At 34.3% G+C, this 12517-nt stretch carries 12 protein-coding genes; 5 read left to right on the top strand and 7 right to left on the bottom strand.

Annotated elements, in window-relative coordinates; all coding sequences use genetic code 11:
* Positions 1-168 precede the first annotated feature (168 nt).
* Both coaA and guaA read left to right on the top strand, forming a co-directional pair.
* Entirely contained in the window at positions 169-1092 is a 924-nt protein-coding gene (coaA, locus tag IGL30_RS00155) for a type I pantothenate kinase (protein ID WP_010720479.1), read from the top strand.
* Positions 1093-1151: 59 nt separating this feature from the next.
* Positions 1152-2717, top strand: a complete 1566-nt coding sequence (gene guaA, locus IGL30_RS00150) for a glutamine-hydrolyzing GMP synthase (RefSeq protein ID WP_010720480.1) — start codon at positions 1152-1154, stop codon at positions 2715-2717.
* Between the two features lie 398 nt (positions 2718-3115).
* On the opposite strand, the gene IGL30_RS00145 is transcribed toward guaA, so the two are convergent.
* From IGL30_RS00145 to IGL30_RS00130, 4 genes are read right to left on the bottom strand one after another with little or no spacing between them, the layout of a single operon-like run.
* Positions 3116-3847, bottom strand: coding sequence for a TatD family hydrolase (locus IGL30_RS00145; protein WP_088745084.1), 732 nt, complete (start codon positions 3845-3847; stop codon positions 3116-3118).
* Positions 3844-5178 carry a Qat anti-phage system QueC-like protein QatC gene (qatC, locus tag IGL30_RS00140; RefSeq protein ID WP_123874898.1) on the bottom strand — a complete coding sequence of 445 codons (1335 nt, stop codon included), beginning with the start codon at positions 5176-5178 and terminating at the stop codon, positions 3844-3846. Before qatC ends, IGL30_RS00145 begins: the two co-directional genes overlap by 4 nt.
* 2 nt (positions 5179-5180) lie before the next feature.
* Complete coding sequence (locus tag IGL30_RS00135) at positions 5181-5498, bottom strand: hypothetical protein (protein WP_088745087.1); 318 nt, start codon at positions 5496-5498, stop codon at positions 5181-5183.
* Between the two features lie 40 nt (positions 5499-5538).
* Positions 5539-6987 (bottom strand): helix-turn-helix domain-containing protein, encoded by a 1449-nt coding sequence (locus IGL30_RS00130; protein WP_088745088.1) that lies wholly within the window; start codon positions 6985-6987, stop codon positions 5539-5541.
* Positions 6988-7517: 530 nt separating this feature from the next.
* Between IGL30_RS00130 and IGL30_RS00125 the strand changes: the two genes are divergently transcribed.
* On the top strand, positions 7518-7967 hold the full coding sequence (locus IGL30_RS00125) for a hypothetical protein (RefSeq protein ID WP_088745089.1): 450 nt from the start codon (positions 7518-7520) through the stop codon (positions 7965-7967).
* 511 nt (positions 7968-8478) lie between these two features.
* On the opposite strand, the gene IGL30_RS00120 is transcribed toward IGL30_RS00125, so the two are convergent.
* Positions 8479-8619: a hypothetical protein gene (locus IGL30_RS00120; RefSeq protein ID WP_014834373.1), complete on the bottom strand. Its 141-nt coding sequence runs from the start codon at positions 8617-8619 to the stop codon at positions 8479-8481.
* A gap of 90 nt (positions 8620-8709) precedes the next feature.
* Complete coding sequence (locus tag IGL30_RS00115) at positions 8710-9291, bottom strand: TMEM175 family protein (RefSeq protein ID WP_088745090.1); 582 nt, start codon at positions 9289-9291, stop codon at positions 8710-8712.
* A 217-nt stretch (positions 9292-9508) separates the two neighbouring features.
* Here IGL30_RS00115 and IGL30_RS00110 point away from each other — a divergent pair, with 217 nt between their 5' ends.
* Entirely contained in the window at positions 9509-9700 is a 192-nt protein-coding gene (locus IGL30_RS00110; protein WP_088745091.1) for a hypothetical protein, read from the top strand.
* A 98-nt stretch (positions 9701-9798) separates the two neighbouring features.
* Here IGL30_RS00110 and IGL30_RS00105 read toward each other — a convergent pair whose 3' ends face one another.
* Entirely contained in the window at positions 9799-10617 is an 819-nt protein-coding gene (locus tag IGL30_RS00105; RefSeq protein ID WP_010720486.1) for a ZIP family metal transporter, read from the bottom strand.
* A 167-nt stretch (positions 10618-10784) separates the two neighbouring features.
* Here IGL30_RS00105 and spxB point away from each other — a divergent pair, with 167 nt between their 5' ends.
* A complete protein-coding gene (gene spxB / locus IGL30_RS00100) occupies positions 10785-12515 on the top strand; it encodes a pyruvate oxidase (protein WP_430618386.1) in 1731 nt (576 codons plus the stop codon).
* Positions 12516-12517: the final 2 nt, after the last annotated feature.

The raw sequence follows: 12517 nt of genomic DNA, 5'->3' as shown, positions 1-12517 counted from the left end.
TCAGAAACACGAACAGAATGAATTTTGATATATCATCCTTTTTATTTATTCAGTTAACAGTTATTCGCTTAAAAATAAGAGACTTATAACCATTCTCGTTTAGTGGTGGGGTTTAGCCGTGTTTTATGTTAAAATGATTCCATTGATGGGAGAATGCAGGAGGCTATTATGAATGATCCAATGAACTACTACCGTGTGGCAAGAGAAGAATGGCGTGAATTTTATCGTAATGGACAAGCACCTTTGACCCAAGACGAGCTAGATAACATCAAAAGTTTAAATGACCGTATTTCAATGCAAGATGTTCGAGATATCTATGTTCCTCTTGCTCATTTGATTTATCTATATATGAAAGAATTTGAATCTCTTTCGTTAAGTAAAGGTCTATTTCTTCATAAATATGTCGAAGTACCGCCATTTATTATTGGAATTGCTGGGAGTGTTGCCGTTGGAAAAAGCACAACAGCTCGCCTGTTACAAACGATCTTATCACGTACATTTAAACGCAGGAATGTTCAGTTGATTACAACTGATGGTTTTTTATATCCTAATGAAACGTTAAAAGAAAGAGGGATCATGAATCGTAAAGGGTTCCCAGAAAGTTATGATATGGAGATGTTGATCGATTTTCTTAATCGAGTAAAATCCGGTCAGGAAGAAATAAAAGTACCTGTTTATTCACATGACATTTACAATATCATTCCTGGCGAATATGAATTGATCCAACAACCTGATATTCTGATTGTTGAAGGAATCAACACGCTGCAACTGCCTGCTAATCAACAAATCTATGTCAGTGATTTTTTTGATTTTTCTGTTTATGTTGATGCTGATTCATCATTAATTGAAAAATGGTATTTAGATCGATTCGGTGCCTTACTCGACACCGCTTTTCAAAATCCACAAAATTATTACTATCAATTTGCTATTGGCGATCGTGACGATGCATTTAAAATGGCGCAAGAAGTATGGAAAAATGTGAATTTGAAAAATTTAAACGAATATATCTTGCCTACTCGTGGCAGAGCAGATATAATTCTCCATAAAACTGAAAATCATATTATTGATTCGATTTTCATGCGAAAATATTAGCATTTTAAAATAGTTTATTCTATTTTGAGATAAAATTTAAAGGGATAGGGGTAATAAATGTGACAAACGTTGCCGACATGACAAACGTTGAAAAGATTATCGTATTAGACTACGGTAGCCAGTATAACCAATTGATTACACGACGCATCCGTGATTTAGGAGTTTTTTCTGAATTATTGAGCCATCGGGTTTCTGCTGAAGAAGTAAAAGCAATGAATCCAAAAGGAATTATTCTTTCCGGTGGTCCTAACAGTGTGTATGATGAAAATGCTTTTGGAATCGATCCAGAAATCTTTAACTTAGGGATTCCTGTATTGGGTATTTGCTACGGTATGCAATTGATTACGTATAAGCTAGGTGGGAAAGTTGAACCAGCTAAAAACCGTGAATACGGAAAAGCTCAGTTAGAAGTAACCAGTGACGATGCAGTATTGTTCAATGACACACCTAAACAACAAACCGTTTGGATGAGCCACGGGGACTTAGTAACCCAAGTTCCTGAAGGATTTGAAATCGTTGGTACAAGTAAAGACTGCCCGATCGCATCCATCCAAGATACAAAACGTAATTTCTATGGTATCCAATTCCATGCAGAAGTTCGTCATTCTGAATACGGAATCGAATTACTCCGTCATTTTGCTTTTGATGTTTGTCATTGTGAAGGAAACTGGACAATGAATAACTTCATCGATATGCAAATCGAAAAAATTCGTGAACAAGTTGGCGATAAAAAAGTATTGCTTGGACTTTCTGGCGGCGTGGATTCTAGTGTCGTTGGTGTTCTTCTACAAAAAGCAATCGGTGATCAGCTAACTTCCATCTTTGTTGACCATGGTTTATTGCGTAAAGGTGAAGCAGACCAAGTAATGGAAAGTTTAGGCGGGAAATTTGGTCTAAATATTATCAAAGTGGATGCAAGAAAACGTTTCTTAGACAAGTTAGCCGGCGTTTCTGATCCTGAGCAAAAACGTAAAATCATTGGTAATGAATTTGTGTATGTTTTTGATGATGAAGCAACAAAATTAGCGGGAGAAGAAGGAATTGCTTTCTTAGCCCAAGGAACACTTTATACTGATGTGATCGAAAGTGGAACGGAAACTGCTCAAACGATCAAATCTCACCATAACGTGGGTGGACTACCAGAAGACATGCAATTCCAATTGATTGAACCTTTGAACACATTATTCAAAGATGAAGTCCGTGAATTAGGAACACAACTAGGAATGCCAGATTCAATCGTTTGGCGTCAACCTTTCCCAGGTCCTGGTCTAGGTATCCGTGTCTTGGGTGAAATCAGTGAAGAAAAACTAGAAATCGTCCGTGAATCAGATGCGATCTTACGTGAAGAAATCGCAGCAGCTGGCTTAGATCGTGACATTTGGCAATATTTCACTGTTCTACCAGGAATCCGCTCTGTCGGCGTAATGGGCGATGGCCGTACTTACGACTATACAGTAGGTATCCGTGCAGTCACTTCTATTGATGGGATGACAGCAGACTTTGCCCGTATCCCATGGGATGTTTTACAAAAAATCTCTGTCCGCATCGTAAACGAAGTCGCTCACGTCAACCGTATCGTGTACGACATCACTTCTAAACCACCTGCAACTGTGGAGTGGGAATAAAGAGCGAACATAATATGGATGGGGAATGCTTATAAATCAACATTCTTCAATTGCTAAAGAGCTTGATTTTCATTAAAAATGATATGGTTCCCTACCAAAAAATCCCTTGTCAGATTAACGTTTGACAAGGGGTTTTCTTTTATTCACTATTTTTTAAGACCTAGTTCAAACAACTGCTCTGCTTTCAACATAACTATTTTTTGATACATCTGCCATTTCTAATTTTTCAAATTCTCCTAAAGTCTGTACCTCATCAAACGAAAAGAAAGCACACAAACTTTCATAGATAAATTTTTCATCTATATCATGTCTATTTGTTGAAACCTCTAGTATATATGGAGCACAGCCTATTTGAACCTTAGTTTCTTTTACACTACTATAGCAAGCAACGTTATCACTTATAGATTGATATCCTTGCTATCTTTTACTATTTTTTCAGAATTTCTACTAATAATTTCTAAAAGTTTTTCACCTCGAATATCTTCAATTTTTTTTACAGTATTCAAAAGATTCTTTTTTAACTCAAGTAAAGAATCAAACTTTTCAGAGAATGGTGCGTCTGTTTCAACTAACAATCTATCTTTAGGTATTTTCTTAACAATATCCATCCCTTTTTTTGAGTAACACATTTTGAGATTGACTGAAAAATAACATCCTAATCCTATTGCCTTATTTAAGTTTGACTGTGACCCTGTATACCAATGAAGAATATATATATTATCATTTCTTGATATCAAACCAGACAAAAGCTCAATTACCAGTTTATCAGCTTTTTTACTATGGATAGAGACAACTCGATCTCCCAAGTTGTCAACATATGTGATTATTTCAGAGAATACATAAATTTGTTCATCAATTTTTGATGATTCACCATCAATACCTATCTCACCAATAAACTTATGCGTGTCAATTAATTCAAGTAAATATTCAAGCTCCTTCATTCTACTATTTATTAACTGAGGATGAAGTCCAACTGCAATATAAATATCATTTATAAAACCGAATATTTCTTCATTTTTTGGTACGGTTTTTGGCGTATTTGTCATCGTTATTAAAGATAATTCATTTGGAATAACTTTTGGCATTTTATCGAAAAGCTCTAAATGGCAATGAGCATCTAAAATCATCATTGTTGTTCACCAAACTTATTTACAAATGTTTCAATTTCAAGTAAACCTCTCGAATATACATTTGCTAGTTGTAACAAGTAGTCACTTTCTCCTTTTATTGAACCAGTACCATGAATGAGCACCTTGGAAGCTAACGGTTTTTCTTTTATCCGGTTTATCGCATATAAAAACGATCTTAATTGTAACCCTTTTTTATTATTAGTTGCTAGCAAACCTGGTATATTGTGCGCATATTCCGTTCTGTCATTCTGATTGGGAAAACCTTTATAAACTGCTGCTCTCCTTACAATACAAGGAACACAGTGCCCACAGTGGGTATCTGGAGACATATGTGAATACCTAGCTTTTGAAGAAGATGAGCAAGAATTACTTAATGGTAAAGTTTCTGCTAATAACTCTCTGTTAGCGCATTCTAACCCCATCTCTCCTTTTGTTTTATTCCAATAACTATTATTCATCATAAAATGAAAATTATGATCACTTAAAACTTTGTTCCACAAACTAAGATAGTATGGATGCGTAGTACGAGTGGTGTACGCTCCTACACGAAGTGAATCCAACGGTATATTTAAAGCTATTAAACCATTTTCTGGAATTTCTATATTTTTTACATCTACAAATGATTGAGCTGTAAAGACTGCTAAACTAATGAACAGGAACGATCGACTTCTGGTTGTTTTTTCTTTTTCAGAAGGATTTATACTTGTAAAATCTGTCCACAAGCTGATTTGATTTAGTTTACCATCTCCATAAAAATCAGTGAGTTTGGCAAGCACTTTCTTTTGAGAACTTTTTGTCGTCGGATCAGAAGCATGACTGATCAAGAGCATCTGTTTGTCATTTGAAAGATAGTTTATCGTACTAATGAGACTATCCATTCCCCCAGAAAATAAAGATATGACCTCGACCTCTCTTTCTATCATATTAATATTTTGTAAGCCAATAATATCTTCGATATTGGTTGTTCTCCTTGTAAATTCAATATCCCAAATATCTCCTGTTAGAAAGTTTAACATTAAAACTATCTCTTGTTTTGATAGATTCCATAGCTCAATATCCCAAACTGATACTTTCAAACTAAGTTCTCTAGTCCAAGAATCTTGACTATTTTTATTTCTTGAAACATGTTTATCTGTAAAATAAACGACAAGTCCTAGAAATAAAAAGTCCAATCCATGATCAGAGATTATCCCTCCAGCAGTTTTTATCTGCTCAATGACTGAAGCTACTCCAAAATTAAGACGTCTATCCTTATCTAAAAATTGCAAAACATAATCATAGCCATCCGTTTCCCCTGACTCTGTTTGCGCCAAAATTTTAATTTTTGTCATATCTAATCCTCCCCGATTGAACCAAGAATATCGTAAGCTTCGGTGTAAATTTGTTTAACGACATCAGAGACATTCTCACTATCTATATCCAATAGCGCACCACCCTCTACATTATTTATTGAATCACTTACTGCTCCTTGAATAAAATCTGAAATTTGTTCTTGTATTTTGTTCACTTCCTCAACACTACCGGATAATTCTATTAAATTATTTCCAATATCATTTATTAGACGTTTCTGTATAACATTTACTATATAAGTTTCAATTAAAGCTTCTAATTGATGCGATGATACCTTATCAATATCTACTTCATCATTCATACTTTCAGCAAAATCAATAATTGCTTCGTCTAATGCATCCCTATGTAATTTCTGTTCTTGTTTGTTGATAAAAGAAAATCAAGTTTTGAATTTCTCTTGATTTGGGATATATAGAAATACCAAATATAGGGATATTGAACTGTCTGTTCAGCATCGTATTGGAAACAATACAATCATAGTTTTCCTTATGTAGCATCTGATCTGTAACTACCGGGGTTTTGCTGGCTACAAAACGATATCGTCCTCCTAGATAAAGCTCAAGCTTTGCAATAATGTAGCTAGCATATTGTTCAGAATTGGTTACAATCAAAGCCCTAATTTGTTTACTCGTTTCAATCTTTTTTAGTAGATCATGCCAGTAGACAAGTAACAAAGCGACTAATTTTCTGGTAAATTCGTCATTTTTCATATACTTTAATAACTCTTTTTGATCCTTGTTAATTAAATAATTCTTTAGTCCTACTTGAATACTTTCGATTTCTGGAAGTATCTGTTTTAAAAACTGATGATGTTTATCATATAAAATAAAAGAAAGATTTTCCATATAGTCGCCATCATTAATTATTTTATAGCAGATTTCTTGTCGTTCTTCACATTTGATCTGATATTTTATTTCCAAATAATCAAGCAATATCCCAACCATCTTTGTTAAATAAGGTTTTTGTTGGTAGTCATCGCTGCTGTTCTGTATATCCAGTAGCGAACAAACAAACGGCTGTTCAAAGATGTATTTTATCAGATCCTGATCCTCTTCGAGAGATAACCATAGAGAAGTATTTTGCTTCTCATTTGATTCTAGGCATAAAAGATTATTCTGCTCTTTTTCAATGAATTGTTTTTCATTTTTTACTTGGTAAATTTTCATAGCAATATAAAATAAAAGCTGATTATGTTTTCGGTGTTCCAGTTTACGAATTATATCTTGAAGTTGATTATTCGTTATGTATTTTAAGTATAATTGACGACTTTTTTGACAAATTTCTTCATTGAAGGCCTCTTCTAAACACACATATTTTTCTAAAAGTAACTGGATCGTCAACTTTTCAATTAATTGTGTATTTCCCGTTAATCGAATCAATCCTCGAATTCTTAAGTGATATTGCTCTAAGGAAAGGTTGATGCGCTTCACCATTCGTCTTAGAGTGCTCTCTGAAATAAATAGTTGTTCCGTTACTTCCAAGTAGTTCGTATATTTATTTAACACGATTGCTTCTAAAAATTGATACTCAATCGATTCATTCATAATAATTCGGTAAATATATTCTTCTGTGACATGAGGAGCAATTTCTGCAAATATCCCATTCTCACGATCAGTATGTATATTAATTTCTTTTGCATAAGAATCGATATCCATCAAGTCATTTCTCAATGTTTTTGAAGAACACTTTAATTGAGATTCTAAATCTTGAAAGCGATAGGTTTCTCCTTTAAAAAGCAATTCCAGTAGAAGTAACTGTCGTTTCATTTTTTTCGATAAAATATTTAACATTTACTTCCTCCCCTCTTTTTACCAAATAGAAAAAAGCATTCACTTTTTTCTATTTGAATGTTCCTATTTATATTTTAAAGAAAATTTTTAACGAATTAGAATTTTTTTTTCAAAAAAATAGTAAAAATGGGTATAAAAAATATGAAAAATAAGCAATCCTATCTACCAATTTTATAAATAGATCATCTATGGCCTTTTTTTGCCCTTAGACCTTGCAAATAAACAGAATGCTGATCTTGCCAACAGAAAATAGTATCATTCGCCTTCTCATTTTAAAAAATAACTAAATAAATTATTTTAGCGAAATAAATTATTTGATTGAAACATTTATTCAGTAAAATAAACTGCTAAAATTAAGTATTTTATGCTTTATTTTTTTATATTTAAATTTATACTGTTTTTAAAGCAATTAATTAATAACAAAAATTAATAAAAAAAGGCATATATTATACCATTTTAAATGATTAAAAAACTATTTTTATCATAAATGTACTTTTTTACGTCATAACTGTTAGATGGGAGTGTCCAAGGTGAAGAAAACAATTATTATAGTTAGTAGTTTTTTAGGTTTAATTGCTTTATTTTTTATGATTGAATACTTTGCTTCTCCTGTAAAAGATGTTACTTCAAAAGCTGAAATGAAAATGACTACTGGAGCCAAGATGGAATATGTGCCAACAAAAGATGAACTAGTAAAAATTGAAGGAGATCAACTTCAATTACTGGGCATTTACACAGTAGTTGGTATCCATTTCGACAGACATTCTTATGTGACGTTAGCAAATGCCGAACAAGAAGAAATCAACTTTTCTATTTCAATTATAGACAAACAAAAACAGACATTTTCAATCCCCGCCATACAATTCTCACCTCAAAATTTACAGCTCTCTGATTCTTTTGGCTTAGCAAAAAAAGAAGCATGCTACTTTGCTTATAAAAAAAATTATCCTGTCGCAAGTGCCACTCATACAACAGATTGACCAATTAAATATACCTTGTAGGGGTATATTTAATTGGCTTTTATCTTTTTCAATGGAAAGAACCTCGAATAACTTTTCTGTTTATTTTTTTTCTTCTCCCACTCGGCCATTGATCTTTTATACTAACTATTTAATTCGAGACGGCTTGTTTCCTTTGTTTTTCGTCATTTTTCCTAATTTATTTGATCCTTCTTGCGAAGAAAATAAACAGATTATTAAATTCGTTATTTTAAAAAGATAAAATAACACTATGCGCAAAAACCAAAAGTTATTTAATCAGATGGATTAATCTATATAAATTGTTGTCTGCCTATTCATTTAATATTTATACAAAAATATTGTATACCTGCTTTTATCGATAGGTTGGAACTTTTCGTTTTCGTTATCCCCTGTGGGAAACTTTCGGAACAGATTACCTCTCTGATACGTATCTGTGTATAATTAGATACAACGAATCCCGGATCTTTCAATTCTTTAGACTGAAAGATCCGGGATCAAAAATAAACGCTTCTTACTTCTTTAATGCTACAACAAATGGAATCATCATAGATAACAAAATAACCAATAAACTACATTGCCGATGATCTATATAGATAAGGATCGTTATCATGCTCGTAGTTAGACCGATATTCAATTTTTTTTGATTGATCATAAGCATCCCTCTTCAAGGAAGATTTTCCTCTAGAAGTTCGACCATTTTTTTATCTTTTTGTTATATTTCTCTTAATTTTTTTGAACATCTTTAATTACTATATTGAGATTCGATTTTACGGCTAGGAATCAGCCAACCAAGTAAAATCACAGCATTCGTTACTAAAACAGCTATTGGTGTAATGACATAACCTAAAATAATTCCTAAAATATTTAACCCAATTGACCAGTAGGATTTTCGATAGTTATCTAGTAATTCTTTGATATTCTTTTTATTTTTAGGATCAGACTGAACCAACTCTCTTGCTAAAATATAGTAAGCAATATTAGCTCCTAAAGTTACTACACCGTATGTGATTTCTGGCGCTAAACTATGACTATACTCGCTGATCCAAGACGTGACAAAGGGAAAAAATGATAAAGCAAAGATAAAAAAGCTATTCGCCCATAAAACTCGCCAATTTACTTTATGAACGACTTGAAACATATGATGATGATTATTCCAATAGATGACCAATGTAAAAAAGCTGACAATATAGATCATAAAACGATATCTTAAGGCACTTAGCGCTTGCCAGGTGTCAGTGTTCGGCTGGTGAAGCTCTAAGACCAAGATAGTCATAATGATCGCGATAACTGCATCGGTAAAAGCTTCTAAACGATTTTTTGGCATATTTTTGCCTCCTTTTCTGACTTATTGTAGTAAAGATAGCTAGAAAAAAGCAACTAAATCAGTCTATAGTTGGAGGTAACGCTCACTTTATACTGCTATACTCAATGAAACAAGAGGATTTAACTATCGTAGTTCTCTAATAACTAAGCTAAGTTCTTAAGTATATTCTTATTAAATTTAACTTATTTTGGGAACTAGCAAGAAATGAGGGGTTTGTATGGGACAAAGAAATACTTTTTCAACTATTTTCATGCTAGTAATGGTATTCATTATAGGTAGTTTTGTAATTAGCCTTTTTACTAGTATTTTATGGTTTGCAATTAAATTACTCATTCCTATTGCAATCATTATTTGGCTAATTCGTGTAATTTCTGGAACAAATCGTCGACATCATCGAAAATATTACTAATATTGAAAAAAGCAGCACACGACAGATTCCCCAGTCATGTGCTGCTTTTTTCGTTATATTTTTATCAGTTGTTCCAAATGATATATCATTTGATGGTATTACCCTAAAGCTACATCTAGTACCATCATAATGATAAAACCTAACATCACCCCAAAAACGGCAAAATGTCGTTTACTTGATAATGTTTGTTGGGCTTCGGGAATTAATTCCTCAACAACCACATAGATCATCGCACCTGCTGCAAATGCCAGTGCATAAGGTAAAAGGATGGTTACTCGTGTCACTAGCACCGCACCAATCACACCTGCGATCGGTTCAACAATACCTGAAGCTTGTCCATATATAAATGCCTTTGTTCGACTCAATCCTTCTTGTCTTAAAGGAATCGAAACAGCTGCACCTTCCGGAAAATTCTGAATTCCAATACCCAATGCAACCGAAATGGCTGCCAAAACGGCCGCTGTTGGATTATCGGCTGTACTGGCAGCCCCAAATGCTACCCCTACAGCCAAACCTTCAGGGATATTGTGCAAGGTGATCGAAAAAACTAATAAGATTGTTCGTTTTAAATGCGTAGGTAGACCTTCTTTTTCGTGCTGTGGTCCAAAGTGCATATGGGGAAGCGTTTTATCAGCGATATAAAGAAAGACACCACCTAATCCAAAACCAATACTAACGACCAGCCAAGCGATATCGCCATTTTCTTCAGCTTTTGTAATCGCAGGATCAAGCAATGACCAAAAACTAGCAGCAATCATGACCCCCGAAGCAAAACCAAGCATGAGATTCAATACTTCTTTTTTGATTTCTTTAAAGAAAAATACCAACCCAGCCCCCAGAGCTGTCATAAAATACGTAAATGCTGTCCCCGCTAATGCTTGTTGCCACGGGGCTAAGCTTAGTAGCCATTCTGTCATTTTATTCTCCTTTCGTGCCTTTACTTATTACTCTAGCATATTCAAAAAATCATGACTACTGTTTGTGTAAAAAAGCGAATCAGTTGGGCTTTTATTCTTAAAGCACTATACTTTAATTAATAAAGTTACGAAATTTTATCATTCATTTGATAAAGGAGTGGGAGAATATGGCAACAATCAATGCTGGTATCGCAATGGTCAAAGTAATGGAAAGTTGGGGAATCGAGCATATTTATGGGATTCCTGGTGGTTCGTTTAATTCAATCATGGATGCTCTTTATCATGAAAAAGATCAAATAAAATATATCCAAGTACGTCACGAAGAAGTAGGAGCGCTAGCCGCAGCAGCCGATGCGAAACTAACAGGAAAAGTTGGGGCTGTTTTGGGTTCTGCTGGACCAGGTGCCACGCATTTGATCAATGGTTTGTATGATGCACAAATGGATCATGTTCCAGTTGTTGCGTTGCTTGGACAAGTTGCAACTACTGCTATGAACTATAACTCTTTCCAAGAATTAAATGAAAATCCAATTTTTGCAGATGTTAGTGTCTATAATCGGACAGTTATGACACCTGAAAGTTTACCTCATGTAGTGGACGAAGCAATCAAAGCAGCCTATGAAAATAAAGGAGTAGCTATTGTAACCATCCCTGTTGATTTAGGTTTTGCAGACATTGAAGAAGAGAAAATATCTAACGCAGCTACTCATAAAACAGGTACTGTCCTTCCTGATGAAAAAGATGTAATTGCTGCTCTTCCTTTTATTGAAAAAGCTAAAAAGCCTGTACTTTACATTGGACAAGGCACTCGTAATGGCTTTTCACAAATCAAAGATTTTACAGAACACTTTTCCATGCCAGTTGTTGCTTCTGTTTTAGCGAAAGGCATCATTCCAGATAACTATAAAAACTTTCTAGGATTTGCTGGACGTGTGGCCACAAAACCTGCAAACGAAGCATTAGCAGAGGCCGACTTGATTTTATTTATGGGTAGCGACTTTCCTTTTGGTCGTGCGTTCTTTAACCCAGAGGCTGAATTTATCCAAGTGGACATCGATGCTTCAAAATTTGGTCGAAGACATGCTACCTCCCATACCATTTTAGGGGATGCCAATACCACATTAGCGAGATTAACAAAGCTGGGCGAACCACGTCCTGAAGATCGCTGGTATCTAGCCAACCAAGAAAACAAAGCGAATTGGGTAAACTGGTTAAACTCATTCGCTGACCTTGAAGACCAACCGATTCGTCCTGAAGCTGTTTATAAAGAAATCAATCGGATCGCTGAAGAAGATGCGATTTTTGTAACAGATGTTGGGAATACGACGATCCATTCCATTCGATTATTAGACATGAACGGCAAACAAAAACACACGACCTCTGGTTGGTTCGCTACAATGGGGAATGGTGTTCCAGGTGGCATTGCCGCACAATTAAGTTATCCTAATCGACAAGTCTTTACTTTAAGCGGTGATGGTGGTTTTGCAATGGTGATGCAAGATATCATTACACAAGTGAAATACCAACTACCGATTATTAATGTGGTTTTATCGAATATATCGTTTGGGTTTATTGAAGCAGAACAAGAAGATACTGAACAGAAAAAATTTGGTGTGTTTTTAGAAGAGGCTGACTTCGGAAAAGCGAGTGAAGCACTGGGAGCTGATGGTTTCACGATTACTGAGTATCACCAATTAAGACCTGTATTTGATGCTGCTAAAAAATCCCAACGACCAGTAGTTATTGATGTAAAAATCAATAACAAACGTCCTTTACCGGTTGAAGATCTTCATCTTGATCCAAGAAAATATACAGAAGAAGAAATCAAACAATTCAAAGAAAAATACGAAGTGCATGATTTACCTGTATTGAATGAATTATATGAAAAAAGGAAATAATT

It is taken from the genome of Enterococcus sp. DIV1089c (assembly GCF_050530965.1).
Lineage (GTDB): Bacteria > Bacillota > Bacilli > Lactobacillales > Enterococcaceae > Enterococcus_B > Enterococcus_B hirae.
Note: the sequence above shows the minus strand (reverse complement) of the source record. Positions and strands in the feature narration are given on the sequence as shown.

What these genes read in the sequence shown, in the direction of transcription:
- IGL30_RS00130 (WP_088745088.1), bottom strand. Translation starts at nt 6,987, where the DNA reads ATGTTAAATATTTTATCGAAAAAAATGAAACGACAGTTACTTCTACTG.
- coaA (WP_010720479.1), top strand. Translation starts at nt 169, where the DNA reads ATGAATGATCCAATGAACTACTACCGTGTGGCAAGAGAAGAATGGCGT.
- IGL30_RS00135 (WP_088745087.1), bottom strand. Translation starts at nt 5,498, where the DNA reads ATGAATGATGAAGTAGATATTGATAAGGTATCATCGCATCAATTAGAA.
- IGL30_RS00105 (WP_010720486.1), bottom strand. Translation starts at nt 10,617, where the DNA reads ATGACAGAATGGCTACTAAGCTTAGCCCCGTGGCAACAAGCATTAGCG.
- IGL30_RS00145 (WP_088745084.1), bottom strand. Translation starts at nt 3,847, where the DNA reads ATGATGATTTTAGATGCTCATTGCCATTTAGAGCTTTTCGATAAAATG.
- qatC (WP_123874898.1), bottom strand. Translation starts at nt 5,178, where the DNA reads ATGACAAAAATTAAAATTTTGGCGCAAACAGAGTCAGGGGAAACGGAT.
- IGL30_RS00120 (WP_014834373.1), bottom strand. Translation starts at nt 8,619, where the DNA reads ATGATCAATCAAAAAAAATTGAATATCGGTCTAACTACGAGCATGATA.
- IGL30_RS00115 (WP_088745090.1), bottom strand. Translation starts at nt 9,291, where the DNA reads ATGCCAAAAAATCGTTTAGAAGCTTTTACCGATGCAGTTATCGCGATC.
- spxB (WP_430618386.1), top strand. Translation starts at nt 10,785, where the DNA reads ATGGCAACAATCAATGCTGGTATCGCAATGGTCAAAGTAATGGAAAGT.
- IGL30_RS00110 (WP_088745091.1), top strand. Translation starts at nt 9,509, where the DNA reads ATGGGACAAAGAAATACTTTTTCAACTATTTTCATGCTAGTAATGGTA.